Here is a 25,445-nt window from a genome sequence, read left to right as displayed (position 1 = left end):
TCCGGAAACGAAACCGGCCCGAGACACAGGTGGTGCTCGGGCAGGTACATGACGGAGTAGTGCAGGGCGAAGCTATCCCCAGGAGCCGCTGGCCAGCAATGACCCGCCGCGGCTGACTTCGGAAAGTGCCCCGGGTGTTGAACCGGTGCCCGCAGGGCGCCGTGTCGTTGGACAGGAGGCCCGAGCACGACCAGCTTCCTGTGAGAACACCGAGGTCCAAGCCGTCATGTCCGTCGTACGAGGAGACTCCGTGGCCACCGACGCACCACCCCCCTCGAAAGAGGAACGCCCACTTCCCTCCGCCGAGGAGTTCTCCGAAGTGCAGCAGAGCGCTGAGTTCGCCGAACTGCGCCGCTCCTTCCGCTCCTTCGCGTTCCCCCTGACGATCGCCTTCGTGGCCTGGTACCTGCTCTACGTACTGCTGTCGAACTACGCCGGCGGCTTCATGGGCACCAAGCTGTTCGGCAACATCAACGTCGCCTTCGTCTTCGGCATCGCCCAGTTCGTCACCACGTTCCTCATCGCCTGGTGGTACTCGCGGTTCGCCGCCGCGAAGCTCGACCCCAAGGCAGAGGCCATCAAGTCCCGGATGGAGGGCGGCGCATGAGCCCCGCACAGACCGTTCTCGCCGCCGAGCTGGCCGCCAACGAGGCCAGTGAGCACCGCCCGCTGATCATCACGCTCTTCGCGGTCTTCGTCCTCGCGACGCTCGGCATCACCGTCTGGGCGGGCCGCCAGACCAAGGACGCCGCCGACTTCTACGCGGGCGGCCGTCAGTTCAGCGCCTTCCAGAACGGACTCGCCGTCTCCGGCGACTACATGTCGGCGGCGTCCTTCCTCGGCATCGCCGGCGCCATCGCCCTCTTCGGCTACGACGGCTTCCTCTACTCCATCGGCTTCCTGGTGGCCTGGCTGGTCGCCCTGCTCCTGGTGGCCGAGCCGCTGAGGAACTCCGGCCGCTACACGATGGGCGACGTCCTCGCGTACCGCATGCGCCAGCGCCCCGTGCGCACGGCCGCCGGTACCTCCACCATCGTGGTGTCGATCTTCTACCTGCTGGCCCAGATGGCGGGCGCGGGCATCCTCGTCTCGCTGCTGCTCGGCATCACCTCCGACGCGGGCAAGATCCTGATCGTCGCCCTCGTCGGCCTGCTGATGATCGTGTACGTCTCCATCGGCGGCATGAAGGGCACCACCTGGGTCCAGATGGTCAAGGCCGTGCTGCTGATCGGCGGCACCATCCTGATCACCTTCCTGGTGCTGCTGAAGTTCAACTTCAACATCTCCGACCTGCTCGGCACGGCCGCGGAGAACAGCGGCAAGGGCGCCGCCTTCCTGGAGCCCGGCCTCCAGTACGGCGGCAGCGGCACCACCAAGCTCGACTTCATCTCCCTGGGCATCGCCCTGGTACTCGGCACGGCCGGCCTGCCGCACATCCTGATCCGCTTCTACACGGTGCCCAACGCGAAGGCCGCCCGTAAGTCCGTGAACTGGGCGATCGGCATCATCGGCGCCTTCTACCTGATGACCATCGCGCTCGGCTTCGGCGCCGCGGCGCTCGTCGGGCAGAAGGAGATCATCGCGTCCAACCCGTCCGGCAACACGGCCGCGCCGCTGCTCGCCCTGCACGTGGGCGGTGTCGACTCGGCCTGGGGCGCGATCCTGCTCGCCACGATCTCGGCGGTCGCCTTCGCGACCATCCTCGCCGTGGTCGCCGGCCTCACCCTGGCCTCGTCCTCGTCCTTCGCGCACGACATCTACGCCAACGTCATCCGCAAGGGCAAGGCCACCGAGAAGGAGGAGATGAAGGCGGCCCGCTGGGCGACCGTCTTCATCGGCATCGTCTCCATCGCGCTCGGCGCCCTCGCCCGCGACCTCAACGTGGCCGGCCTGGTCGCCCTGGCCTTCGCGGTCGCCGCGTCCGCGAACCTGCCGACCATCCTCTACAGCCTCTTCTGGAAGCGGTTCACCACCCAGGGCGCCCTGTGGTCGATCTACGGCGGCCTGATCGTCGCCGTCGGCCTGGTGCTCTTCTCGCCCGTGGTCTCCGGCGACCCGAAGGCGATGTTCCCGGACGTCGACTTCGCCTGGTTCCCGCTGAAGAACCCGGGCATCATCTCCATCCCGTTCGGCTTCCTCATGGGCTGGCTCGGCACCGTCCTGTCCAAGGAGGAGCCCAACGCGGCGAAGTACGCGGAGCTGGAGGTCCGGTCCCTGACCGGCACCGGAGCACACTGAGACCCCGAACCCGACCCGCCGAGGACGCGGCCGCTCGTAGATCCCTACGACGCGGCCGCGCCGCACGTCGTGGGATCGGGCCGCTGTCGATGTCGGACCGGTCACGTAGGCTCGCAGGTATCGGAGGAGAGAAGTGCTCCACCGATCCGCGTCGAGGGAGGGGGCCCACGTGCTCATCGACACCTACGGCCGAGTGGCCACCGACCTGAGGGTCTCGCTCACCGACCGCTGCAACCTGCGCTGCACCTACTGCATGCCCGAAGAGGGCCTGCAGTGGCTGGCCAAGCCCGACCTGCTCACGGACGACGAGATCGTCCGCCTGATCGACATCGCCGTCACCTCCCTCGGTATCGAGGAGGTCCGCTTCACCGGTGGCGAACCCCTGCTGCGCCCCGGTCTGGTCGGCATCGTCGAGCGCGTCGCCGCCCTGGAGCCGCGCCCCCAGATGTCGCTGACGACCAACGGCATCGGCCTGCGGCGCACGGCGACCGCCCTGAAGGCGGCGGGCCTGGACCGGGTCAACGTGTCCCTGGACACCCTGCGCCCGGACGTCTTCAAGACCCTCACCCGCCGGGACCGCCACAAGGACGTCCTGGAGGGCCTGGAAGCCGCCCGCGAGGCCGGGCTGACCCCGGTCAAGGTGAACTCGGTCCTGATGCCGGGGCTCAACGACGACGAGGCCCCCGACCTGCTGGCCTGGGCCGTCGAGCACGACTACGAGCTGCGCTTCATCGAGCAGATGCCCCTGGACGCCCAGCACGGCTGGAAGCGCGAGGGCATGGTCACCGCCGGTGACATCCTCGCCTCCCTGCGCACCCGCTTCGAGCTGACCGCCGAGGGCTCCGAGGAGCGCGGCTCGGCCCCCGCCGAGCGCTGGCTCGTGGAGGGCGGCCCGCACCGCGTCGGCGTCATCGCCTCCGTCACCCGCCCGTTCTGCTCGGCCTGCGACCGCACCCGCCTGACCGCAGACGGCCAGGTGCGCACCTGCCTGTTCGCCACGGAGGAGACCGACCTGCGCGCCGCCCTGCGCTCGGAGGCCCCCGACGAGGAGATCGCCCGCATCTGGCGGCTTGCCATGTGGGGCAAGAAGGCCGGCGCCGGCCTCGACGACCCCACGTTCGTCCAGCCCGACCGGCCGATGTCGGCAATCGGGGGCTAGCCGCGGGCCAGCCGCGTCACCAACCTCTCCGAACAGCACGGCTAGGGGGTGCCGGGGGACTCCCAGTCCGCCAGCGGGACCACGTCCTTCAGGAAGCCCCGCACCCCGAGGAACTGGGACAGATGCTCCCGGTGCTCCTCGCACGCGATCCACGTCTTGCGGCGCTCCGGCGTGTGGATCTTCGGGTTGTTCCACGCCAGCACCCACACGGCGGCGGTGCGGCAGCCCTTGGCGGAGCAGATCGGGGCGGTCTCGTCACTCACAGGTTCGTCTCACAGGTCCACACACAAGGCGACGCCGAGCAGCCACGGGGGGAGCTGCCCGGCGTCGGTCTGTCGCTCCGACGGGGGATGCGGAGCGCGTACGAAGTATGTCACGGGTCACCCATCGCCCGGCACCGGAACAACATGATTGATCTGAGGAGTTCTCGGTCCTGGCGCGGAATCGATGCCCGCCCCGGCGGGGCACTCCCGGTCACGATCTGCCGCGGGGCTCGCTCGCCGCGCCCGGTGCCGGGCCGGACACGACATCTTCCGGGCCGGGCTCCGCGGCTCCGTCGTCGGCCCGCGGCGGCATGATCATCGGCGGGGTCGGCACGGTGACGAACGTCGACGGCAACGATGGCGCGTTCTCGCGCCCGGCGTTGGCGATCACCACCGAGATGTACGGCAGGACCGCGCCGAGGACCAGGGCCACGATCGCGACGTGCCGTTCCACGTTCCACAGGCAGGCCGCGAGGACCACCGACACCGTACGGACCGACATCGAGATGATGTACCGGCGCTGCCGACCGCGCACATCCTCCTGGAGACCCGTCCGGGCCCCGGTGATCCGGAACACCTCGGCACTGCCGCCGGCACTCTGCTTCCGCATCTGGTTCCACCATCCGCCCGCATCGGATTCTCCCCGCCCGCTCCCGTCCGCGGCCGCTCGGGGACTCCGGTCCCGGACAACTCCCCACGTTACGCCGCGCCTGCGCCGTCTACGAGACCGGGGCGCCCCCGATTCGCGCACACGGCGTGCGCCGCACCGCGTAGCCGGGTACCTCGTTCGGCCGTATCCGGCATGCGCCGTCCGCGGTACGGCCGAACACTGGCGGTAATGCTCGCGTAGAGCCGTTCGAGGAGGCAGTCATGGGCTGGTTGTGGGCGATCATCGTCGGATTCGTGCTCGGTCTGATCGCCAAGGCGATCATTCCCGGGAAGCAGCACAGCCCTCTGTGGCTGACCACCATCTTCGGCATTCTCGGCGCCATCGCGGGCAACGCGGTCGCGCGTGGCGTCGGCGTCGCGTCGACCTCCGGCATCGACTGGTGGCGGCACGTGTTCCAGCTGGTGGCCGCGATCATCATCGTCGCCGTCGGTGACGCGATCTACACGTCGGTGCGCGGCAAGAAGACGCGCGAGCGGGCCTGACCACCCGCACGAACCCCGTACGGCGAAGGGGCGGCCTCCGGCACGCCGCAAGGCACCGGAAACCGCCCCTCGCACGCGCGCTCAGGCGCCGGTGACCTCCACCGCGGCCAGGTTCTTCTTGCCGCGGCGCAGCACCAGCCAGCGCCCGTGCAGCAGGTCCTCCTTGGCGGGGACGGCGTCCTCGCCGGTGACCTTGGCGTTGTTCACGTACGCGCCGCCCTCCTTGACCGTACGGCGCGCGGCGGACTTGCTGGCGACCAGGCCGACCTCGGCGAACAGGTCGACGACCGGGGCCGGCTCGGCGATCCGCACGTGCGGCAGCTCGGAGAGGGCCGCGGCCAGCGTCCGGTCGTCCAGCTCCGCCAGGTCGCCCTGGCCGAAGAGGGCCTTGGACGCGGCGATCACGGCGGCCGTCTGGCCGGCGCCGTGCACCAGCGTCGTCAGCTCCTCGGCCAGCGCGCGCTGCGCGGCCCGGGCCTGCGGACGCTCCTCGGTCTGCCGCTCCAGCTCCTCCAGCTCCTCGCGGGAGCGGAAGGAGAGGATGCGCATGTACGTCGGGATGTCCCGGTCGTCCACGTTCAGCCAGAACTGGTAGAACGCGTACGGCGTGGTCATCTCCGGGTCGAGCCAGACGGCGCCGCCCTCGGTCTTGCCGAACTTGGTGCCGTCCGCCTTGGTCATCAGCGGCGTCGCGTAGGCGTGCGCGGTGGCGTCCGGCTCCAGGCGGTGCAGCAGGTCCAGGCCGGCCGTGAGGTTGCCCCACTGGTCGCTGCCGCCCTGCTGCATCGTGCAGCCGTACCTCCGGTAGAGCTGGAGGAAGTCCATCGCCTGGAGGAGCTGGTAGCTGAACTCCGTGTAGCTGATGCCCTCGGAGGACTCCAGACGCCGGGCGACGGAGTCCTTGGTCAGCATCTTGTTGACCCGGAAGTGCTTGCCGATGTCCCGCAGGAACTCGATCGCGGAGAGGCCCGCGGTCCAGTCGAGGTTGTTGACCAGCACGGCCGCGTTCTCACCCTCGAAGGACAGGAACGGCTCGATCTGGCCGCGCAGCCGCTCGACCCAGCCGGCGACGGTCTCCGGCGAGTTCAGCGTGCGCTCGGCGGTCGGGCGCGGGTCACCGATCTGGCCCGTCGCGCCGCCGACCAGCGCCAGCGGCCGGTGACCGGCCTGCTGGAGCCGGCGCACGGTGAGCACCTGCACCAGGTGACCCACATGCAGCGACGGCGCGGTCGGGTCGAAACCGCAATAGAACGTGACGGGACCGTCCGCGAGCGCCTTGCGCAAAGCGTCCTCGTCAGTGGACTGGGCGAACAGCCCGCGCCACTTCAGCTCGTCGACGATGTCCGTCACGGTTCTCGTGTCTCCTACATGCTCATGATCTTCGGGCAGTCGGGTGACGGCCGACTACGAGGTTATACGCCCTGGCTGACAGAGCTCATGTTGAAATCGGGGACGCGCAGCGCGGGCATCGCGGCCCTGGTGAACCAGTCGCCCCATTCCCTGGGCAGCGTCTTCTCCGTGCGCCCCGCCTCCGTGGCCCGGCCCAGCAGGCTCACCGGCGACTCGTTGAACCGGAAGTTGTTCACCTCGCCGACGACCTCGCCGTCCTCGACGAGGTAGACGCCGTCCCGGGTCAGCCCGGTCAGCAGCAGCGTCGCCGGGTCGACCTCGCGGATGTACCAGAGGCAGGTGAGCAGCAGCCCGCGCGAGGTGCCGGCGACCATCTGCTCCAGGGACCGGTCCCGGTCGCCGCCGTCCAGGATCAGGTTGCCGATCGCCGGTGCCACCGGCAGCCCGGTCAGCCCGGCGCTGTGCCGGGTGGTCGTCAGCCGGTTCAGCTGGCCCGCGCGGATCCAGTCGGTGGCCCCGACCGGCAGCCCGTTGTCGAACACCGACTGATCGCCGCCCGAGGAGTGCGCCACCACGAAGGGCGCGCTCTCCAGCCCCGGCTCGTGCGGATCGCTGCGCAGGGTCAGCGGCAGCTCGCCGAGCCGCTCGCCGACGCGCGTGCCGCCGCCCGGCTTCGAGAACACCGTGCGCCCCTCGGCCGCGTCCCGCCCCGAGGCCGACCACAGCTGGTAGATCAGCAGGTCCGCGACCGCGGTCGGCGGCAGCAGCGTCTCGTACCGCCCCGCGGGCAGTTCCACCCGCCGCCGGGCCCAGCCGAGCCGCACGGCCAGCTCGGCGTCGAGCGCCGCCGGGTCGACGTCCTTGAAGTCCCGGGTGGCGCGCCCCGCCCACGCCGACCGGGTGCGGTCCGGCGACTTGGCGTTCAGCTCCAGCGTCCCGCCCGGCTGGTCGTGCCGCAGCCGCAGCCCCGTGGACGTACCCACGTACGTCGACGTCAGCTCGTGGTTGGCGAAGCCGTACAGCTCCCGGCCACCCGCACGCGCGCGGGCGAACGCCTCCCCGAGGGCCGGGGCGAAGTCGGCGAACACGGCCGACGACGTCTGCGCGGGCGCGTCGGTGAAGTCGGGCGCGGCGGGCACACCGCTGACCAGCGGCTGCGCGTCCTCGGCCGGCCCGGCGCCGCGTGCGGCGGCCTCCGCGGCGCGCACCAGGGACTCCAGCTCGTCCACGGTCACGGCGGAGCGCGACACGACCCCGGACGCGGTGCCCTCCCGGCCGTCGACGGTGGCGACGACGGTGAGCGTGCGCCCGCGTGTGACGCCGTTGGTGGTGAGCGCGTTGCCCGCCCAGCGCAGGTTGGCGGTGGACTCCTCGTCGGCGATGACGACGCACCCGTCGGCCCGGGACAGCTCCAGCGCCCGCTCGACGATCTCGTGCGGCCTGTTCGTACCCGCGCTCATCGACCCGCCTCCTGGGTGGTGTTCAGAATGCTGACTCCCTTGAAGAGGGCGGACGGGCAGCCGTGCGAGACGGACGCGACCTGTCCCGGCTGCGCCTTGCCGCAGTTGAAGGCGCCGCCCAGGACATAGGTCTGCGGACCGCCGACGGCCGTCATGGACCCCCAGAAGTCGGTGGTCGTCGCCTGGTAGGCCACGTCCCGCAGCTGACCGGCGAGCCGCCCGTTCTCGATCCGGAAGAACCGCTGCCCGGTGAACTGGAAGTTGTGGCGCTGCATGTCGATGGACCAGGACCGGTCCCCGACGACGTAGATCCCGCGCTCCACGCCCCCGATCAGGTCCTGGGTGGACAGCCCGCCGGGGTCCGGCCGCAGCGACACGTTGGCCATGCGCTGGACGGGCACATGGGCGGGGGAGTCGGCGTAGGCGCACCCGTTGGACCGCTCGAACCCGGTGAGCCGCGCGATGCGCCGGTCGAGCTGGTAGCCGACCAGCGTGCCGTCCTTCACCAGGTCCCAGGACTGGCCCTCGACGCCCTCGTCGTCGTAACCGATGGTCGCCAGCCCGTGCTCGGCGGTGCGGTCGCCGGTGACGTTCATCAGCTCCGAGCCGTAGCGCAGCTTGCCGAGCTGGTCGAAGGTGGCGAAAGAGGTGCCGGCGTAGGCGGCCTCGTAGCCGAGGGCTCGGTCCAGTTCGGTGGCGTGCCCGACGGACTCGTGGATGGTCAGCCACAGGTTCGACGGGTCGACGACCAGGTCGTACAGCCCCGCCTCGACGCTCGGCGCCCGCATCTTCCCGGCCAGCAGTTCCGGGATTTCGGCCAGCTCGGCGTCCCAGTCCCAGCCGGTGCCGGTCAGGTACTCCCAGCCGCGTCCGGCGGGCGGCGCGAGGGTGCGCATGGAGTCGAACTCGCCGCTGGAGTCGTCCACCGACACGGCGGTGAGCACTGGATGCAGCCGCACCCGCTGCTGCGTGGTCACGGTCCCGGCGGTGTCGGCGTAGAACTTGTTCTCGTGCACGGTGAGCAGCGAGGCGTCGACGTGGTCGACCCCGTCGGCCGCCAGCAGCCGCGCGCTCCAGTCGGCCAGCAGGGCCGACTTCTCCGCGTCCGGCACGGTGAACGGGTCGATCCCGTACGACGAGACCCACGTCCGGTCGGCGTGCACGGGCTCGTCGGCCAGCTCCACGCGCTCCTCGGACCCCGCCGCCTTGATCACCTGCGCGGACAGCTTGGCCATCGCCACCGCCTGGGAGGCGACCCTGGCGGCGGCGTCCATCGTCAGGTCCACTCCCGACGCGAAGCCCCACGTACCGCCGTGCACCACCCGCACCGCGTACCCGAGGTCGGTGGTGTCCGAGGACCCGGCGGGCTTGGCGTCCCGCAGCCGCCAGGAGGCGTCGCGCACCCGCTCCAGCCGGAAGTCCGCGTGCTCCGCGCCGAGCGCACGCGCGCGTGCGAGCGCGGCGTCGGCGAGGGCGCGTAGGGGGAGTGCCGTGAAGGCTTCGTCAATGCGGTGAGGCACGGGGAGAGATCCCTTCGGGCGCTTGCCTGTGGTGACCATCGGTGGCAGTGAACCATGTCTCACTCCTCGGGCTCTCCGAAAAAGGTGGTACCTGCGTGCGTGAGACCACCGGCGGCATGGGGGGCGACGGGGCAGTAAGGTGTCTCAGTTGCGTGATTCCGTATGGACGTTTTCGGTGTCCACCACGACCTCATCGCCGAGTACGAGGCGTTCACCAGCTCCCTCGTTGCCGTGCGGGACCCGGACATCGAGAATCACCTTGCCGGCGAGCGCGAGCGCAAGACCCGTTGGCCCGACCCCAAGCTCGCGCTGAATCCCACCTTCCGCAGCGGCGGAACGGTCGCCTCACTGTGCGACGACGGCCTGCTGCACCCGATGTGCCGGGAGTACTTCCGGATCACGTCCGTAAGCGCGTATGACCCCCACGGGTTTGAACCCGACCTTGCTGTAACAGCGGATCGCCGCGGCGTTGGCCGCGGCGGGGTCGATGCACCTCGCAGCGTCCTCCCCGGCGCTTCCGGCGGAGTGAGAGCCGGGGCCCGGGCGGGCGACTCGACTTCCCGCGGGCGGCGCGCCCGGATCCACTCCTCGCCCGCGCACTCGGTCCACGCGCGGGAGAAGCGCCGCTCCGGTGGGGACCAGTAAGTCGGTGAGCACCTCGACGAGGCCTTCGGGCTGGCGTCCCAGGCGGCATGCCGCTGGATGCTGAGGACCGGGCGACGGCCATGGCGGCTGACGGCCCGCCGGACCGTGGCGTGCTTGCCGGCGAGGGCGACGGAAGGCGCCACGTCCGCACTCTTCAACTGCGCTCCCCGGAGCAGGATCCACCTCAGCGGGCGCGCCCACAGACCCGGCCGGGCGCGCTCAGAACACGCGGTCGCGCCGGATGTGGTGCGGGATGAGGTCGAGGAAGGCGTGCAGCGCCCGGGTCGGCGGACGCGTCGCCGAGGCGACCACGCTGAGCGTCCAGGACAGACATTCGTCCGCGAGGGGGACGGAACGTACCGCGTCCCCGGCCGCCGTCGCGAAGTCCGGGGGCAGCAGTGCGACGCCCAGACCGTGCGCCACGTACTCCGCGATCGTGGTGATGTCCGATACCTCGATCAGGACGCGGCGGGACAGCTCCGCCCTCGTGAAGGCGTCGTCCACGGTCTGGCGCTGCCCGAACCCTATGGGCATGTCGACAAAGGGTTCTCCGGCTACGTCCCTCAGCCGCACGCTCTCGCGGAGAGCCAGTGGGTGACCGGCGGGAACCAGCAACTGGACCTGGTACCTCTTGACGGCCCGCACCCTGATGTGCGCATCCGTGATGTCGGCTCCCACGAAGGCCACGTCGACGTGGCCTTCCTTCACCGGCAGCCTGACCCCCGGCAAGGAGGCCGACCTGATCATGATCCGCCTCGACCACACCAACATGCTGCCCGCCACGGACGTCGCCGCCACGATCGTCGCGGGCGGCCACGCCGGCAACGTCGACCTGGTCGTGGTGGCCGGCGACGTCCTGAAGGAGAACGGTGTGCTGAAGGCTGGGGACGCCGTCTTCGACGAGGCCACGGCCTCCCGTGACCGGCTGTTCCACGCCGCCGGCCTGCCGCTCCCCGCCTGAGCCGACCGGCCCGGCCGCGTTACCGCTCGCCGACGGCGCGGGCCGTACTCGGTACGGACTCTCGTTCAGATGCAGGGAGTCAGGCGCACCCGCGCCTCCCCCATCCGGTGCTGTCACCGGGTGCGCGGTTCGCCGGAGGTGGGTGCGTAGCGGCGGCTCACACAGGCTTTGGCAGGCATTCCCCGGAGCGGTCGCGTCCGACGCCCTCGCCGCAAAAACGACTCAGGCATCCGTCCACCCTGCCCGACCACTACCTTCAAGCTCAATAGCCTGGCCTGACACTTGATCCGCTCCCGGGACAACTCGTCAGACGATCTACTCCGCAGACAGCCGTCGACGACCAGCGTGAGCCTCCCGCGAACCGGTCACACCAGCCCTTTGACCTGCGGCGTCAAGGTGGCGGAGGCTCAGTGCAGGTGCCTTTAGCCATGTCATGAGCTGATCCACTCAACAGCCGACTATGTCGTAAGTACCTCGGCGATGATGGCCCACCCTTCGGGTGGGACGAGAGGCGCCGTTTCCTGATGCGCGCGGAGCTGGACACCGCGTACTAATTACCTGTACGGCATCGAGCGCGCGGACGTGGACCTCGTCCTGGACAGCTTCCGGCCGTTCCAGAACAAGCAGCCCGCTGTCTTCCAGGACACGCCGGACGAGATCGTCCGCGGCTACGAGGCGATGGACGAGGGACGGCCCTTCACTCACCCCTCGCTCACCCCGCCCCCTGCCCAGGGGCCGCGTCACCCTCCGGGCACGAGCCCGCTGACCCGCGTCATCCCGGCCGGAGGCGCGCCGAGGCCCTCGGCCTCGCTGGCGGTCAAGAAGAGGCGGCGGGGCAAGTCCGCACCCGATCAGTTGGGTGGAGGTCTGTTCGGCCTGGACGAGGTCGAGGACGGCGCCGTCCAGCTCGACATGCTCAACCTGTTCGGTGAGGACGAGCAGGAGTAATGCAGGTGGGCGCAGATCAACGGGCGGGCACGGGACCTACTTCCGTGCCCGCCCGCGAACGTCTTGTGCGACGCGAAGTCAGCCGGCCAGAGACAAGTCTGCCGCCAGTGCCGTAAGCGCCGCCCAAGCGGTCGGCGTGACGACGAGTGGACGGACGCCCGCGTTCTTGGAGTCGCGGATGTGGACAGCCTCGGGGCGCACGGCGACCTCGACACAGTTGCCGCCGCCACTACCGCTGTAGCTGCTTCTGAACCAGGCCAGTTCGGTGCTCATACCGCTCCTTGCATCTCCCTCAGCAGGTCCAAAGTGGCCATACGGCTCAGGGCCTGTGACCGCATCTTCCCATAGCGCTGGAGCATGGAACTCACCAATTTCGGCTCGGCCAGGAGGGTGCTGCTGTCGAGTCCCTCGACGTAGCCGACCCACTGGTGGTCGTCGCGTTCAGCGAGGTACATCTGACCGTCGACGCCGGAGTGGTCCTCCTGTCGGAGGGGCATGACGAGGATCTCGACGTTCCGTCGGCTGCCCTGCTGCAAGAGGTTGCTGATGTTCTCCAGCGCTACCGCCGTACCCCCGAGACGGCGCTCAAGCACAGCCTGTTCGACGAGGAACGAGAACGCCGTGTTCGGGCGCTCGTCCAAGATCCGCTGCCGTTCTTGCCTAGCTGATACTTGCCGTTCGAACTGCTCCTCTGACAGCGGAGGAATCTGCCGGTCGAAGATCGCCCGGATGTAGCCCTCCGGCTGCAACAAGCCAGGAACCGCCCGACACTCATACGCGTACAAGGAGATCGCCTCCTCCTCGATCCCCGCCCACTGCCGGAACCACGACGCGAGCCCCGCCCTCCGCGTCAGGCTCTTCGCCGCCGCGGTGAGGACCTTGACCGCGACCGCCCCCAGAACCTCCTCCGCCCGTCCAGGCAGATCCGCCGGCGGAAACCGCTTCCCCTGTTCGATCTTGGCCACGTACGCCGCCGAGTACCGCACCCGCTGCGCGAACTCCTCCTGGGTCAGCCCGGCCTCCTCGCGCAGGGCCTTGAGGACCGCGCCGAAAGTCCTGAGACTGTCGGAGAGCTCCGCCTCCGCACCGTTCGTGCCGCCGCCTCCGCCGTGATCCGCCCTCATCGCCGTGTGCCTCCCAAGTCCCCGTGTCCACGCCCTGCCCAACCCCACCCGGCCCACCCAGGGTCACGGGGAGTTACCCACCAGTCCAGAGTGTGCACTGGTACAGCCATGTCTGTATGGGTGTCGTCCCTGTTGGAGCAGGGGAGGCGTCGGAACGCTGAGCGCATGCCAGCACCACGGGCCCAAGAGGCCGTCACCGTAAGTGTGTTCGCCCAGCGGTTCTCCGCCACCCGCCGGGGCGCGCGCCTCGCCCGCAGGCTCGCCACGCACCGGCTCGACCTGTGGCACCTGTCCTACGGCAGCCCGGCCTCCGACACCGTCGCCCTCGTCGTGGCTGAACTCGCCGCCAACGCGGTGCTCCACGGCCGCGCCCCGGGCCGCGACTTCGAGCTGCGGCTCACGTACGACAGGTCGGCGGAACTCCTCCGCGTCGAGGTGTCCGACACCCACCCGGGGCACCCGGAGTGGTCGGCGTCGGCGGTGCAGCCCTCCACGGACACCGACGGTGGGAGAGGGCTGCTCCTCGTGGAAGCCGTCGCCGACCGCTGGGGCGTGACCGGGCGGACGGGGCCGGGCAAGACGGTGCGGGCCGAGTGCGCGGCCCGCTTCCCGGGTGAGCCACGCCCCGTTCGGCCGTAGTTGACGATCATCTTCCGCAACGGCCCACTGTGCCCGCTGAGTTGCGATTTCCGCCAGTGTCAGTGGGGACGGGTAGGCTTATCGACCCGCTCGAGTTGACGGTCAGCTCTGCGACGGGCGAAGGCTTGTGGAGGCGTGCGTGGTCGGACGTGAGATCGCTGCGGCGGACCATCCGAGCAAGGAGGTCAGGGCGGTACTCAAGCGGCTCGTCGCCGACGGATGGGCGCTCACGTCGGAGGCGCACTGGGGCACGCTGTACTGCCCGTGCCCGGACCACTGCACGGTGATCCGTGTCGGCGGCACGCCGAGGAATCCAAGCCAGGAGGCCCGTCGAATAGCCCGCAAGGCGAAGTGGTGTCCGCTGCCCCCGGACGACCCGCGTACGGCCCTCCGGGGCGGCGTTGGCAATTGACAACACTGTCGGGCTCGGCGAAGCTTGCTACAAGGGGGCGTTCCCTGGAGTGAGAGGCCGTAGATACCGGAACCAGGAAGAGCGAACAGGCACACGCATGGGGGGCTGGGGCGTCATGGAGTACGAATTCCACTTCGTCGTGGACGGGATCGAGGTGGACGACGACAAGGCCGTCGCGATCGTCCACGACACCTTCGACGGGGTGCTGACCCGCCATCGAGGCCGGCACTTCCTGGACGTCTCCGAGAACGGGGTCAACGCGATCGACGCGGCCCACCGCATCGTCGTACGGCTGCGCAAGTCCCTGCCCGCTCTGAGGCTGATGCGTACGGACCCCGACCTCGTCGGCGTCTCGGACATCGCGGAGCGTGTCGAGCGGTCGCGGCAGAACGTCCAGCAGTGGGTGAGCGGCGAGCGGCGGCAGGACAAGCTGCCCTTCCCCGACCCCGAAGGGATCGCCGGACGTTCACCCGTGTGGCGCTGGGGGGACGTCAATGCCTGGCTGGCCCAGTTCGGCGAAGGCGACGAGGTGCACCCACCCACCCGCGAAGAGGCCCTGACCATCGACTTCCTGCTGCCCAAGTGGCAGCGCACCCTGGACGACGGCCTTCCCCTCGTGCGCTTCGCCGCCGCCGAGACAGGGGACGGCCGGGACGAGGAACGGGAGACCGTTCAGCGGCTGCTGGAGGGCACGCTGACGCTGCCCGGCGTGCTGGAGCAGATCGCGGCGATCCCCGCGCCCAGGACGCAGCGGCAGCGGCTCACCGTCGTGTGCGCGGTCCTGCCCGACCGGCTGAGCAGCGTGGTGGCCCGCATCGGCCACGACGAGGTGTGGGCGGTCCTCGCCTTCCAGGGCGCGGAGGGCGAGCTGCATCTACAGCCCGTCGGCACGGCGCAGGCCCCGGACGCGGTTCCGCTCTCCCGCCTCGGTCTCGGCCGCGACGCCACGGTCGGTGACCTTCTGCTAGTCCAGACGAACGGCCCCGACGACACCCCGGTCACACCGACCACCCCGGTCGGCCTGGACTGAGTCCGGACGCGGCCGTCACCTACCCGCGAAGAATGGACGCCGTGCCCAGCGTCACGACCGTCGTCGCACACGCCCTGCACACCGCCGCGACCGTCCTTCGCAAGGACGCGCTCCAGGACGGCATGGTCTTCGGGAACTCTGGGAACGGGTTCTCGCCCGGAATCCGGGGTTGAGGGACGGCTGGGCGCAGGCCGAGTTCGACTCCCCTCCGGTGACCGACGCACGCCTCAAGAACTATGTGAACCGGAACGCGAGCAGTCTCGTCAGAGCGGGCTGGCTGTACCGGGCCCAGCGCCGCTGACAGTTGACCGGGATCGGTACGGACGCCCTCGACCGCTTTCCCGACCCCGTCGACTTCTCGCTGGAGGCGGGCCGGCGCTACCGGAAGTGGGAGCGGCAGCAGCAGGAGGAGGTCGGTCGGCACCGCGCGCAGCGGCTGAGGGCGGCGAAATGTAGGTACCTTTGGAGGTATGTACGTACAACCTGTCGGCTGTGAGGGGAGCGAGGTATGAGCACCATCTCCGTACGCGAGTTCTCGTACAACCCCAGCGCTGTCTTCGCCCGCGTCGAGAAGGGCGAGGCGATCGAGGTCACCCGGCACGGAAACGTCATCGCCGTACTGTCTCCGGCCGGCAGTCCCATGGAGCGGTACGCACACCTGGTGGCGCAAGGGAAGATCAAGTTGAAGCCGGTCACAGCCGCCGACCGGCACAACATGCCGCATTACGAGGTCGCGGAGGACGCCGATCCGCTGGCGCTGCTGCTCGCCGAGCGCGAAGAGGACGAGCGTTGATCTACATGGACACGTCCGCACTGGTCACGTGGATGACGCGCCGCAATCACTGGGCCGACTTGGACGCCTTCCTGCAGCAGCGGTCCACGGAGCCGCTCGCCACCAGCACACTCGGTTTCGTGGAGACCGTACGGACGCTGGATCTCGTCGGGCACTTCCCCAAGGCGTTGGAGGATCTCGATGCCCGGGTCACCGAAATCCTTCTCACCCGCGAGGTGCGGGACAGCGCGGCGTTGCTCGTCGGGCGGCTTCGGACACTCGACGCTGTCCACGTGGCCGGCGCACTCTCACTGCGGGACGACCTGACGGCCCTGGTGACCTACGACCGCAGAATGCTGGAGACCGCTCTCGCGGAAGGCCTGCCCGCCCACGCGCCCGGCACGGAAGGCTGAAGCGGGGCCCTTTCTGTAGGGACCCGACAGCCAGCCCCGTAAGCCACTGTGGGCGCCCGAGTCTTTGCGGACGGGCGGGGACCGATAGGTTTTCGAGGAAGCCGCCTGTCATCACCGCCTGTCAACCGGGTGTCCGGGCGGGTACCAGAACGCTATCGAAAGGGTGATCCGTTGAGCCGCTCGGTTCTCGTCACCGGAGGCAACCGGGGCATCGGCCTCGCCATCGCCCGCGCTTTCGCCGACGCCGGTGACCAGGTCGCGATCACGTACCGCTCGGGTGAGCCGCCGGCGGCTCTGACCGAGTTGGGCTGCCTCGCCGTCAAGTGCGACATCACCGACAGCGAGCAGGTGGAGCAGGCCTACAAGGAGATCGAGGAAGCGCACGGCCCCGTCGAGGTCCTGGTCGCCAACGCCGGCGTCACCAAGGACCAGCTCCTGATGCGCATGTCCGAGGAGGACTTCACCTCCGTCGTCGACACCAACCTCACCGGCACCTTCCGCGTCGTCAAGCGGGCCAACCGGGGCATGCTGCGCGCCAAGAAGGGCCGCGTCGTGCTCATCTCGTCGGTGGTCGGGCTGCTCGGCTCCGCGGGGCAGGCGAACTACGCCGCCTCCAAGGCCGCCCTGGTCGGCTTCGCGCGCTCCCTCGCCCGTGAGCTGGGTTCGCGCAACCTCACCTTCAACGTCGTCGCGCCGGGCTTCGTCGACACGGACATGACCAAGGCGCTCACCGACGAGCAGCGGTCGAACATCGTGTCGCAGGTGCCGCTGGGCCGGTACGCGCAGCCCGAGGAGATCGCCGCGACGGTGCGGTTCCTCGCCTCGGACGACGCCTCGTACATCACTGGAGCCGTCATTCCCGTTGACGGCGGACTGGGAATGGGTCACTGATCACCATGAGCGGAATTCTCGAGGGCAAGCGCGTCCTGATCACCGGTGTGCTGATGGAGTCCTCCATCGCCTTCCACACCGCCAAGCTGGCCCAGGAGCAGGGTGCCGAGATCATCCTGACCGCGTTCCCGCGGCCCACGCTGACCGAGCGCATCGCCAGGAAGCTGCCCAAGCCCACCAAGGTCATCGAGCTGGACGTCACCAACGACGAGCACCTCGGGCGCCTGGCCGACATCGTCGGCGAGGAGCTGGGCGGCCTCGACGGCGTCGTCCACTCCATCGGCTTCGCGCCGCAGGACGCGCTCGGCGGCAACTTCCTGAACACGCCGTTCGAGTCGGTCGCCACCGCCATGCACGTCTCGGCGTACTCCCTGAAGTCGCTGACCATGGCCTGCCTGCCGCTGATGCAGAACGGCGGCTCGGTCGTCGGCCTCACCTTCGACGCGCAGTACGCCTGGCCGCAGTACGACTGGATGGGCCCGGCCAAGGCCGCCCTGGAGGCCACCAGCCGCTACATGGCGCGTGACCTGGGCAAACAGAACATCCGCTGCAATCTGGTCTCCGCGGGCCCGATCGGCTCGATGGCCGCCAAGTCCATCCCGGGCTTCGCCGAGCTGGCCTCCGTGTGGGACAACCGCGCCCCGCTGGAGTGGGACCTGAAGGACCCGGAGCCGGCCGGCCGGGGTGTCGTCGCGCTGCTGAGCGACTGGTTCCCCAAGACCACGGGTGAGATCGTCCACGTCGACGGTGGCCTGCACGCCGTCGGCGCCTGACCGCTCGTCAATCCGGGGCCCGCGTCCTCCTCGGGCGCGGGCCCTCGGCATGTCACCCGTTCGGCTCAGTCGGCCGGGCGGCGGGGCGGCCGGCGGCGCACGCTGAACACGGGTTCACCACGCGGGTTTACCTCCCCAGTACGGTCGGCCGAGGAGGTCCCCTGTGCGTCTGCTCCCTCGCCTGGCCTCAGCGGTCCTCGCCCTCGCGTTCGTGCTGATCCTGCCGTACGAAGCCGTGTCCCACGCCCGCGTGCCCGCCTCGGACACAGCGTCGGGACAGCTGTTCGGCGCCGAATGCAGGGTTCGCGTCGACGGCTCCGACGTGACCGCCCACTGCCACAACCCGTACCCGGAGACCGACCACGTGCGTCTGCACGTCGAGTGCGCCCGCTGGTGGGACCTCGACAGTGACGGTTCGGCGGTCCCGGCCGGGCCCGCGCAGACCGTACGTCTGGACGGACGCTGCTGGAAGGAGGTCCAGGCGGCGTGGGTCAGTCACCAGCGGGTGCGCTGAACCGGCCCGGACGGCACAGGAACGGATAGCCCGCCGCCTCTACCGCGGCCGTCACGGCGTCCCCCGCGCGGACGGCGTCGACCAGCCGCGTGTGGTCCATGTGCGTCTCCGGCGTCAGCTCGCTGCCGACGTCGACGCGCAGCCAGTCCCGCATCACCTCGCCGAGGTCCGCGTACATGGCGGTCATCACGTCGTTGTGCGAGGCGGCCACGACGGCCAGGTGGAAGGTAGCGTCCGCCGTCACGAACGCCTCCGTGTCGCCCGATTCCCAGGCCTCCTCGCGACGCACCAGCAGCGCGTCGAGCTGCTTGAGGTCCTTCTCCGTGCGCCGCTCGGCGGCCAACCGGGCGGCGGCGGACTCCAGGGTCGAACGCAGCTCGGCGATGTGGCGGGGGTCGGCGTCGGCGAAGCGGCGCTGCATCACCCCCGCCAGCTCGCTGGTCGCCACGACGTACGTACCGGAGCCCTGGCGGATGTCCAGCAGGCCGTTGTGGGCCAGCGCACGGACCGCCTCACGGACCGTGTTCCGGGCGACGCCGAGCTGTTCGACCAGCTCGGGCTCGGTCGGGATGCGGGAGCCGACCGGCCACTCGCCCGAGGCGATCTGCTGCCGCAGTGCCGCGATGACCTGCTCGGACAGCGCCGAACGACGGGGGTGACTCAGAGGCATGGCTCACCTTCGCACGCGAGTGGACAACCAATCATCCCATGATTCTATGATGGGTCTCATGGCTAGTGACGAAACCCGGGCGGAAACGCGGACGGAACCTCGGACTGAGACGCGGACTGGAACGCAGACCGGAACCCGGACGGGAGCCGGGGCGGGAACCGGGACAGGAACCTCCAGGTCCACGTCCTCCGGTGAGCCGGCCGCGCACGGGGCCCAGGAGTCCGGCAACGCGCCCGGGGCGCCCGGCACGCGCGCGTGGACGACGTGGACGACCCGCCTGCTCCTCCTCGGCATCGTCCTGGCCGCGCTCAACCTGCGCCCCGCCATCACGAGCCTGGGCGCGCTCCTGGAAGAGGTCCGCGACGGGCTCGGCATGAGCGGCAGCGTGGCGGGACTGCTCACCTCCGTGCCCCCGCTCTGCTTCGCCGTCTTCGGGGTCACCGCCCCGCGCCTGGCCCGCCGGTTCGGGCCCGGCGCGGTGGTCTGCGCGGGCATGGTCGCCATCACCGCGGGCCTGCTCATACGCCCGTACGCGGGCGGTACGGCGGGCTTCCTGGCCGCCACCGCCCTCGCGCTGATGGGCATCGCGGTCAGCAACGTCCTGATGCCGGTCATCGTCAAGCGCTTCTTCCCCGACCGGGTCGGCCCCATGACCGGCCTGTACTCGATGGCCCTCGCCTTCGGCACCTCGATCGCCGCCGCCGCGACCGTGCCCGTGACGAACGCGCTGGGCGGACACTGGCAGCCCGGCCTCGCGGTGTGGGCGGCGCTGGCGGCGGCGGCCATCCTGCCGTGGGTCCCGTTCGTACGGCCCCGGAGGGCGCCGTCCACCCTGTCACCCGCCCAGGACGCCTCCGGCGCGGCCGAGGAGGCCACCGCGGAGCCCGCGACCGCGCGTGCCGACCGGCCGACGGCGCAGCCGGCCGGACAGTCACCGCTGCGCATCACCCGCAGCCGTACGGCCTGGGCGCTCGCCGTCTTCTTCGGCCTCCAGGCCACCGCCGCCTATATCACGATGGGCTGGATGGCGCAGATCTTCCGGGACGCGGGCGTGTCCGCCGGCACCGCGGGGCTGCTGCTCGCCGTCATCATGATGATGGGCGTGCCGCTCGCCTTCGTCATCCCGCGCGTGGCCACCCGCCTGCCCCACCAGGGCCCGATCGTGCTGGTGCTGGGCGTGTGCGGGCTCGCCGGTTACGCCGGTCTGTACTTCGCCCCGGCCGGCGGCGCCTGGGCCTGGGCCCTGCTGCTCGGCGTCTCCAACTGCGCCTTCCCGCTCGCGCTGACCATGGTCGGGATGCGGGCCAGGACGGGCGCGGGCGTCGCCCAGCTGTCCGCCTTCGCGCAGAGCACCGGCTACCTGATCTCCATCCCGGGCCCGCTGCTGGTGGGCGTGCTCTACCAGCACAGCGGGGGCTGGGGCCTGCCGATCGCGCTGATGAGCGCCCTGATGGTGCCGCAGATCGTGGTGGGCTTCCTGGCGGGGCGCGACCGCACGGTGGAGGAGGAAGCGGCCCGCTGATCCCGGCGGCGGCCCGCCCGCCCGGGTCGGCGGCCCGCCTGCCCCGGAGCGGGCGGCGGATGCGAGACTTGCCTCATGCCAGTCCTCGACCCGAACCCTCAGCACGGCCAGAAGAAGATGCTGTACGTCTTCGGCGGCTTCCTCGCGATCTTCGTGATCATCGGCGTCATCGCGACGATCGCCTCGCCGTGATGCCGGTTTCGTCCGCCCGATGGTGGGGTTAACCCCCCAACCCCTAGGGGGCGAGGGTCAGGGTCGAGTGGGTGGACCTCCGGATGGGCTGGGGCCCGCGGATTCCGTAGTTTCGAGATGTGCCCGCGACAGGCGGGCCGCGGAGCACGGACCGGGACGCCCGAAGACCAGCGGAGGCACTCATGTCGGCCCCTACCCACACCCGGCCTCCCCAGGCGACCCGGGGCGGCGGCGAGGTCCGGCTGCCCTGGTGGGCCCTCGCCCTGCCCGTGCTCGCCTTCGTCACGCTGCTCCTGCTGATACTCGATCCCGCCGAGGCCCACGCCGCCGCCGGTGAGCCCGCGGTCGCGGACCTCCTGGAGCGGGTGCGGCAGCTGACCGCGCGCTGAGGCCGGATCGGCGCCCGGATGCGTTCCAGGCGGCGAATCCGCATGTCAACTCCCTGCGCCCCGTGGCCTGTTTCGTGCGAAGCTGGATGCCATGAGCGTCGCAGAACCCCGCAGGATTGTCCTTTTCCGGCATGCGAAAGCCGACTGGCCACAGGTGACCGACCACGAGCGGCCGCTCGCCGATCGGGGCCGCAAGGACGCCGCAGAGGCCGGACGCCGGCTGGCGGATACCGGCATCCCCTTCGACCAGGCCCTGTGCTCCACCTCGATCCGGACCCGCGAGACCTGGAAACTCGCCGTCCAGGAGTTTCCGCAGCGGCCGAAAACCGTCTACGAGGAGCGGATCTACGAGGCCTCGCCCGGCGAGCTGATCGCCGTACTCAACGAGACCCCCGACGACCTGCGGAACGTGCTGGTGATCGGCCACAACCCGGGCATGGAGGGGCTCGCCGAGATCCTGGCCGGCTCGACCGAGGACGAGGCCCGCGAGCGGATGGGCAGCCGGGGCTTCCCGACCGCCGCCTTCGCCGTCCTGACCTTCACGGGCTCGTGGAAGGACGTGGAGCCGGGCGCGGCCTCCCTGACCGAGTACTGGGCGCCAACCGACTGATCCGCCCCCGCGCCACAGGGCCCGGCACCCGGGTGGTCCGGGCCCTGCGGGGGACGGGCCCTGCCGGGTCGAGTGGTGGTCGTGTCGGGTGGTGGCCGTGTCCGGCTCCCCGCCGCGGCGGGCGCCGACCGTGGCGGATGCTCGCGGTGTCGCGTGCCGGCGGTGTCGGGTGCCGGCGGTGTCGGGTGCTCGCCGTGGCCGGCGCCCTTGCCCGCCGGGTCAGATCCGGTGGAGGGGCAGGCCGAGGTCCTCGCCGAGACCCTCGTCCAGCGTGTCCGCCGCCTCGACCTCCTCGCGGGTGATGCCCAGCAGATACAGGACGGTGTCGAGGAAGGGCACGTTCACCGCGGTGTGCGCCGCCTCGCGCACCACCGGCTTGGCGTTGAAGGCGACGCCGAGTCCGGCCGCGTTCAGCATGTCCAGGTCGTTGGCACCGTCGCCGATCGCCACGGTCTGCGACAGCGGCACGCCCGCCTCGGTGGCGAACCTGCGCAGCAGCCGCGCCTTGCCGGCCCGGTCCACGATCTCCCCGGTGACGCGGCCGGTCAGCCTGCCGTCGACGATCTCCAGCGTGTTGGCCTGCGCGAAGTCCAGCCCCAGCCGCTCCTTCAGATCATCGGTGACCTGGGTGAAGCCGCCGGAGACGACCCCCACCTGGTAGCCGAGCCGCTTCAGCGTACGGATCAGGGTGCGGGCACCCGGTGTCAGCCGCACCTCGCTGCGCACCTTCTCCACCACCGAGGCGTCCAGTCCCGCCAGCAGCGCCACGCGCGCGTGCAGCGACTGCTCGAAGTCCAGCTCTCCGCGCATCGCGGACGCCGTCACCTCGGCGACCTGGTCCTCGCAGCCGGCGTGCGCGGCGAACAGCTCGATGACCTCGTCCTGGATCAGCGTGGAGTCCACGTCCATCACGACCAGGCGCTGCGCCCGACGGTGCAGCCCGGCCGAGACGACCGCGACGTCCACACCGAGCGCCGCGGCCTCGGTGGCCAGCGCGGTGCGCAGCGGCTCGGTCTGCACGCCGGACACCGCGAACTCGACGGCGGTGACCGGGTACTTGGCCAGCCGGAAGATGCGGTCGATGTTGCTGCCGGACTCGGTGATCCGGGCCGCTATGGCGGCGGTCGCCTCCGCGGTGAGCGGGTGGCCGAGCACCGTGACCAGGGAGCGGCCGAGACCTCGCGGCCGGTTGTCGCCGATACCGGAGATGATCTCCGCCTGCAGCCTCAGCGACTCCGCCCAGCCGTGGACGGTCGCCCGCAGGTCGCCTTCCAGCCCTCGGGGCGGCTCGGTCACGAGCGCGCACAGCACGATCCGGCCACGGGTGACGACCTGCTCGATGTCGACCACGTCGACGGAGTAGGCGGCGAGGGTGTCGAACAGGCCGGCCGTGATGCCCGGTCGGTCCTTGCCGAAGATCTTGACGAGAAGGGTGGGAACGTCAGAGGTCTGCGAAGCGCTCATGGTGCTCCAACCGTATCCGGCACCCGGTGCCTCCCGCGCCCGAGGTCCGCCTGACGGACACGCCGCCACTGTGGCTTCTGGAATGCGGGGGCGGGCGCTGGAGCGCGGGGAGCCTGGCCGTCCCTCACCCCGGCGGGGACGGCGGTCCGGCGCACGCGGCCGCCTCCCTCACCCTCCCGCCCTGTCACCGTCCGTCCCGGCGCTGCTGGAGGTGACGGCAGGGGGCTTTTGGACCGGAGCCGAACGCTTCACCGGCCGTCCCCGGGGTCCCGCGGCGGTGGAGGCGGCGGCGCCGGTGGCGGGGGAGGCGGCGGTGGCGGACCTTCGCCCCACCGGGACCGCGGCCGGCCCCCGGGCCGCGGAGGCCGTCGCGGCGGCGGCCCCAGCGGCCCGGCCACCGTAGGGGCGCCGTACACATCGTCGCCGCCCTGCCGCTCCCCGCCCTGCCGCTCCCCGCCCTGCCGCTCGCCGTCCTGCCGCTCGCCGTCCTCGGGCTGCTGACCCGCGCTTCCGGGGCGCCGACCCACCTCCTCGCGTCCCTGCCCCGGATCGCCGCGCGGCCGGGCTCCGGGGGCGGGCCGTCCGCTCGCCGGCGTCCGGCCCGCGGCGGGCGGAGGCGGGGCAGGCGGCCCCGCCGGCGGCGCATCCTCGGGTTCGCCCGCCTCCTCCCGCAGCCGCACGTACGGATTGGCGCCGGGGTCGGGCGGCCGTTGCGGCGCGCCCGGCCAGTAGGGCCCCGGCCAGTAGGGCCCCGACGGCGGCCCCGTGTACGTCATGGCGCCCGCGATTCCGTCACCCCCGACCGCGGCCTCCACCCCAGCCGTCCCGGCACCCCGTGCCAAGGGCGTGGCTCGCGCCCCGGCCGCCCCGCTCGCCCGTGCCAGCAGCGCGCCGGCGGCTCCGGCCCCCGCGCCCCACACGGCCCCCAGCAGCAGCGCCGTGCCGAGGTGTCCGCGCAGGGTGATGCCCGCGCCGGACGCGTCGACGCCGAGCACGGACAGCGAGGCGTTCACGGACACCTCCGTCAGCCACGCCGACAGCGGCAGCGCGAGCGCGGTGGCGACGCCCAGCCGCAGAGCACACCGCCCGGCGAAGGCGAGGGAGCGCGCGTCACCCCGCGTCACCGGTGTCCGTACCGCCGTCAGCACACCGGCCAGCAGCATCATCAGCGCCGCCGCCACCCCCAGCAGCCACACCCGTCCGTCCAGCTCCGCCAGTCGCCCGAGCGTGACCGGTTCCTCGGCGCCGGAGCCAAGCAGCTCGTCCAGCGGAGCGGGGAGTACCCCGACCAGCTCGCCCGTGGCCCGCCCGTCCCACGGCACGAACAGGCCGACCGGAACACCGAGCCAGACCCCGTTGGGCGCGCCCAGCAGCGCGGCCCCGGCGATCCGCCGGGGGTGGTCGTCGCCGATCGCCGCGTAGGCCGCCGCCGCGAGACCGGCCGTCACCGCGGTGAGCGCCACCGTGACGACGGCCGACACCGCCGGCCGCACCACCCGGTGCACGGCCTCGAACCCGCGCGGCAGGGGAGTGCGACGCGAGGCCAGCAGCGCGATCAGCAGAACCCCGGAGGACCAGATCAGCCCGCCGAACAGCGTCGGTGCGGTGTCGACGGTGAAGCCGACGGCCGCCTCGGCGCCGACGAGGTCAGCGATCCGGTCGGGCAGCAGCCCGCCGATGTCGCCCACGTCACCGAGCCCCGGAATCTCGATGTCGCCACCACCCCCGCCGGGCAGGTCGTCCAGCCCGAGCGAGCCGCCGTCGATCGTGACGACATCGTGCCCCGCCCACGCCAGTCCGCCCGTCATCGCCACGAAAAGGGCGATCACCACTCCCGCGCGCGCGAGGAGTTCGGCGGGTGCGACCACAACTCCGGCCGCCCGCAGGGACCGTAGAAAGAAGAAGGACAGCAGCAGCGCGCCCACCAGACCGACACCCAGTGGCGTGATCTCGATGGCCGTGTGGGCCTGGGCCCCTTCCAGGCCGAACGCGGACACATCTCCGGCCGGTGTGACCGAACCGCCGGCACCGAGCGCCACGACCGCCGCGGTCATCGGGCCGAGCGAGCCCGCAGCGTCCGCGTCGAGCAGATGCAGACCCAGCGCCGCCGTTCCCGCCATACCGATCAACGCCCAGCTCACGGCGGCGATCGCGGACAGCAGGACGTCTCCCCACGGCACCTTCGCGTCGTACCCCTCGGTTCCGACGCTTGTGGACGCGCTCATGCCAGACCCCCCGATCCGCTGCGCGGCGGAGTTGCCGCGCATGTCCCCCTCGCGTGGAATACCACTCTCCGGGCAGGTTTCAACCCCGTCAACGGGAACGGCCGGGGGG

The 25,445-nt window shown here is 71.1% G+C and carries 30 protein-coding genes; 19 read left to right on the top strand and 11 right to left on the bottom strand.

Annotated features, from left to right (window positions below):
• Positions 1-250 precede the first annotated feature (250 nt).
• The 3 genes from ACIQ1J_RS00265 to moaA all read left to right on the top strand — a co-directional run bounded on the left by ACIQ1J_RS00265 (position 251) and on the right by moaA (position 3,397).
• The gene (locus tag ACIQ1J_RS00265) at positions 251-607 is read left to right on the top strand and encodes a DUF485 domain-containing protein (RefSeq protein ID WP_210964312.1); all 357 of its coding nucleotides are present in this window, start codon (positions 251-253) and stop codon (positions 605-607) included.
• A complete protein-coding gene (locus ACIQ1J_RS00260; protein ID WP_403552775.1) occupies positions 604-2,238 on the top strand; it encodes a cation acetate symporter in 1,635 nt (544 codons plus the stop codon). Before ACIQ1J_RS00265 ends, ACIQ1J_RS00260 begins: the two co-directional genes overlap by 4 nt.
• Before the next feature lie 169 nt (positions 2,239-2,407).
• Positions 2,408-3,397: a GTP 3',8-cyclase MoaA gene (moaA, locus tag ACIQ1J_RS00255; protein ID WP_403552773.1), complete on the top strand. Its 990-nt coding sequence runs from the start codon at positions 2,408-2,410 to the stop codon at positions 3,395-3,397.
• A 41-nt stretch (positions 3,398-3,438) separates the two neighbouring features.
• On the opposite strand, the gene ACIQ1J_RS00250 is transcribed toward moaA, so the two are convergent.
• Together ACIQ1J_RS00250 and ACIQ1J_RS00245 are read right to left on the bottom strand one after the other, a co-directional pair.
• Positions 3,439-3,660 carry a hypothetical protein gene (locus ACIQ1J_RS00250; RefSeq protein WP_403552771.1) on the bottom strand — a complete coding sequence of 74 codons (222 nt, stop codon included), beginning with the start codon at positions 3,658-3,660 and terminating at the stop codon, positions 3,439-3,441.
• A gap of 211 nt (positions 3,661-3,871) precedes the next feature.
• Positions 3,872-4,270 carry a DUF3099 domain-containing protein gene (locus ACIQ1J_RS00245; protein WP_210964308.1) on the bottom strand — a complete coding sequence of 133 codons (399 nt, stop codon included), beginning with the start codon at positions 4,268-4,270 and terminating at the stop codon, positions 3,872-3,874.
• Positions 4,271-4,530: 260 nt separating this feature from the next.
• Here ACIQ1J_RS00245 and ACIQ1J_RS00240 point away from each other — a divergent pair, with 260 nt between their 5' ends.
• On the top strand, positions 4,531-4,812 hold the full coding sequence (locus tag ACIQ1J_RS00240; protein WP_210964307.1) for a GlsB/YeaQ/YmgE family stress response membrane protein: 282 nt from the start codon (positions 4,531-4,533) through the stop codon (positions 4,810-4,812).
• A gap of 81 nt (positions 4,813-4,893) precedes the next feature.
• Here ACIQ1J_RS00240 and tyrS read toward each other — a convergent pair whose 3' ends face one another.
• From tyrS to ACIQ1J_RS00225, 3 genes are all read right to left on the bottom strand, one after another.
• Positions 4,894-6,162: a tyrosine--tRNA ligase gene (gene tyrS / locus ACIQ1J_RS00235; RefSeq protein WP_403552768.1), complete on the bottom strand. Its 1,269-nt coding sequence runs from the start codon at positions 6,160-6,162 to the stop codon at positions 4,894-4,896.
• 62 nt (positions 6,163-6,224) lie between these two features.
• Entirely contained in the window at positions 6,225-7,622 is a 1,398-nt protein-coding gene (locus ACIQ1J_RS00230) for a metallopeptidase TldD-related protein (RefSeq protein WP_403552766.1), read from the bottom strand.
• Positions 7,619-9,181, bottom strand: coding sequence for a TldD/PmbA family protein (locus tag ACIQ1J_RS00225; protein WP_403552764.1), 1,563 nt, complete (start codon positions 9,179-9,181; stop codon positions 7,619-7,621). Before ACIQ1J_RS00225 ends, ACIQ1J_RS00230 begins: the two co-directional genes overlap by 4 nt.
• 123 nt (positions 9,182-9,304) lie before the next feature.
• On the opposite strand from ACIQ1J_RS00225, the gene ACIQ1J_RS00220 reads away from it, so the two are divergent.
• Complete coding sequence (locus tag ACIQ1J_RS00220; RefSeq protein ID WP_403553833.1) at positions 9,305-9,787, top strand: hypothetical protein; 483 nt, start codon at positions 9,305-9,307, stop codon at positions 9,785-9,787.
• Between the two features lie 219 nt (positions 9,788-10,006).
• Here ACIQ1J_RS00220 and ACIQ1J_RS00215 read toward each other — a convergent pair whose 3' ends face one another.
• Positions 10,007-10,534, bottom strand: coding sequence for a LysR family transcriptional regulator substrate-binding protein (locus ACIQ1J_RS00215; protein ID WP_403552762.1), 528 nt, complete (start codon positions 10,532-10,534; stop codon positions 10,007-10,009).
• Here ACIQ1J_RS00215 and ACIQ1J_RS00210 point away from each other — a divergent pair.
• Positions 10,452-10,748 carry an amidohydrolase family protein gene (locus ACIQ1J_RS00210; RefSeq protein WP_403553831.1) on the top strand — a complete coding sequence of 99 codons (297 nt, stop codon included), beginning with the start codon at positions 10,452-10,454 and terminating at the stop codon, positions 10,746-10,748. The two genes, ACIQ1J_RS00215 and ACIQ1J_RS00210, sit on opposite strands and share 83 nt — an antisense overlap.
• A 582-nt stretch (positions 10,749-11,330) precedes the next feature.
• On the top strand, positions 11,331-11,696 hold the full coding sequence (locus tag ACIQ1J_RS00205) for a hypothetical protein (RefSeq protein WP_403552760.1): 366 nt from the start codon (positions 11,331-11,333) through the stop codon (positions 11,694-11,696).
• Positions 11,697-11,774: 78 nt separating this feature from the next.
• On the opposite strand, the gene ACIQ1J_RS00200 is transcribed toward ACIQ1J_RS00205, so the two are convergent.
• Both ACIQ1J_RS00200 and ACIQ1J_RS00195 read right to left on the bottom strand, forming a co-directional pair.
• Positions 11,775-11,969 (bottom strand): DUF397 domain-containing protein, encoded by a 195-nt coding sequence (locus ACIQ1J_RS00200; protein WP_403552758.1) that lies wholly within the window; start codon positions 11,967-11,969, stop codon positions 11,775-11,777.
• Entirely contained in the window at positions 11,966-12,820 is an 855-nt protein-coding gene (locus tag ACIQ1J_RS00195; RefSeq protein ID WP_403552756.1) for a Scr1 family TA system antitoxin-like transcriptional regulator, read from the bottom strand. Before ACIQ1J_RS00195 ends, ACIQ1J_RS00200 begins: the two co-directional genes overlap by 4 nt.
• 165 nt (positions 12,821-12,985) lie before the next feature.
• Here ACIQ1J_RS00195 and ACIQ1J_RS00190 point away from each other — a divergent pair, with 165 nt between their 5' ends.
• From ACIQ1J_RS00190 to ACIQ1J_RS00155, 8 genes are all read left to right on the top strand, one after another.
• Positions 12,986-13,459 carry an ATP-binding protein gene (locus ACIQ1J_RS00190; RefSeq protein WP_403552754.1) on the top strand — a complete coding sequence of 158 codons (474 nt, stop codon included), beginning with the start codon at positions 12,986-12,988 and terminating at the stop codon, positions 13,457-13,459.
• A gap of 527 nt (positions 13,460-13,986) precedes the next feature.
• Entirely contained in the window at positions 13,987-14,901 is a 915-nt protein-coding gene (locus tag ACIQ1J_RS00185) for a helix-turn-helix transcriptional regulator (protein WP_403552752.1), read from the top strand.
• A 41-nt stretch (positions 14,902-14,942) separates the two neighbouring features.
• Complete coding sequence (locus tag ACIQ1J_RS00180; protein WP_403552750.1) at positions 14,943-15,074, top strand: hypothetical protein; 132 nt, start codon at positions 14,943-14,945, stop codon at positions 15,072-15,074.
• A gap of 335 nt (positions 15,075-15,409) precedes the next feature.
• Positions 15,410-15,694: a type II toxin-antitoxin system Phd/YefM family antitoxin gene (locus ACIQ1J_RS00175; protein ID WP_403552748.1), complete on the top strand. Its 285-nt coding sequence runs from the start codon at positions 15,410-15,412 to the stop codon at positions 15,692-15,694.
• Between the two features lie 5 nt (positions 15,695-15,699).
• Positions 15,700-16,086 carry a type II toxin-antitoxin system VapC family toxin gene (locus ACIQ1J_RS00170; protein WP_403552746.1) on the top strand — a complete coding sequence of 129 codons (387 nt, stop codon included), beginning with the start codon at positions 15,700-15,702 and terminating at the stop codon, positions 16,084-16,086.
• Between the two features lie 171 nt (positions 16,087-16,257).
• Complete coding sequence (fabG, locus tag ACIQ1J_RS00165) at positions 16,258-16,977, top strand: 3-oxoacyl-[acyl-carrier-protein] reductase (protein WP_210964297.1); 720 nt, start codon at positions 16,258-16,260, stop codon at positions 16,975-16,977.
• Between the two features lie 5 nt (positions 16,978-16,982).
• Positions 16,983-17,750, top strand: coding sequence for an enoyl-ACP reductase FabI (gene fabI, locus ACIQ1J_RS00160; RefSeq protein WP_210964296.1), 768 nt, complete (start codon positions 16,983-16,985; stop codon positions 17,748-17,750).
• Between the two features lie 163 nt (positions 17,751-17,913).
• Entirely contained in the window at positions 17,914-18,264 is a 351-nt protein-coding gene (locus ACIQ1J_RS00155) for a hypothetical protein (RefSeq protein WP_403552743.1), read from the top strand.
• Here ACIQ1J_RS00155 and ACIQ1J_RS00150 read toward each other — a convergent pair.
• On the bottom strand, positions 18,242-18,934 hold the full coding sequence (locus ACIQ1J_RS00150) for a FadR/GntR family transcriptional regulator (RefSeq protein ID WP_403552741.1): 693 nt from the start codon (positions 18,932-18,934) through the stop codon (positions 18,242-18,244). The two genes, ACIQ1J_RS00155 and ACIQ1J_RS00150, sit on opposite strands and share 23 nt — an antisense overlap.
• 46 nt (positions 18,935-18,980) lie before the next feature.
• Between ACIQ1J_RS00150 and ACIQ1J_RS00145 the strand changes: the two genes are divergently transcribed.
• The 4 genes from ACIQ1J_RS00145 (at position 18,981) to ACIQ1J_RS00130 (ending at position 21,647) form a co-directional block, all read left to right on the top strand.
• Positions 18,981-20,456 (top strand): CynX/NimT family MFS transporter, encoded by a 1,476-nt coding sequence (locus ACIQ1J_RS00145; RefSeq protein WP_403552739.1) that lies wholly within the window; start codon positions 18,981-18,983, stop codon positions 20,454-20,456.
• A 75-nt stretch (positions 20,457-20,531) separates the two neighbouring features.
• Positions 20,532-20,648 carry an SGM_5486 family transporter-associated protein gene (locus ACIQ1J_RS00140; RefSeq protein WP_282107541.1) on the top strand — a complete coding sequence of 39 codons (117 nt, stop codon included), beginning with the start codon at positions 20,532-20,534 and terminating at the stop codon, positions 20,646-20,648.
• A gap of 182 nt (positions 20,649-20,830) precedes the next feature.
• The gene (locus ACIQ1J_RS00135) at positions 20,831-21,037 is read left to right on the top strand and encodes a hypothetical protein (RefSeq protein WP_210964292.1); all 207 of its coding nucleotides are present in this window, start codon (positions 20,831-20,833) and stop codon (positions 21,035-21,037) included.
• Between the two features lie 91 nt (positions 21,038-21,128).
• A complete protein-coding gene (locus tag ACIQ1J_RS00130) occupies positions 21,129-21,647 on the top strand; it encodes a SixA phosphatase family protein (RefSeq protein WP_403552736.1) in 519 nt (172 codons plus the stop codon).
• Between the two features lie 219 nt (positions 21,648-21,866).
• Here the strand turns inward: ACIQ1J_RS00130 and serB are convergent, their stop codons facing one another.
• Together serB and ACIQ1J_RS00120 are read right to left on the bottom strand one after the other, a co-directional pair.
• On the bottom strand, positions 21,867-23,111 hold the full coding sequence (gene serB / locus ACIQ1J_RS00125; RefSeq protein ID WP_403552734.1) for a phosphoserine phosphatase SerB: 1,245 nt from the start codon (positions 23,109-23,111) through the stop codon (positions 21,867-21,869).
• A 248-nt stretch (positions 23,112-23,359) separates the two neighbouring features.
• Positions 23,360-25,336 (bottom strand): streptophobe family protein, encoded by a 1,977-nt coding sequence (locus ACIQ1J_RS00120; RefSeq protein WP_403552732.1) that lies wholly within the window; start codon positions 25,334-25,336, stop codon positions 23,360-23,362.
• Between the last annotated feature and the right edge of the window lie 109 nt (positions 25,337-25,445).

The sequence above is a fragment of the Streptomyces sp. NPDC097107 genome, assembly GCF_044762405.1.
In the GTDB taxonomy this organism is placed as follows: Bacteria; Actinomycetota; Actinomycetes; order Streptomycetales; family Streptomycetaceae; genus Streptomyces; species Streptomyces thinghirensis.
The sequence above is the reverse complement of the archived record's forward strand: the minus strand, read 5'-3'. Positions and strand labels throughout refer to the sequence as shown.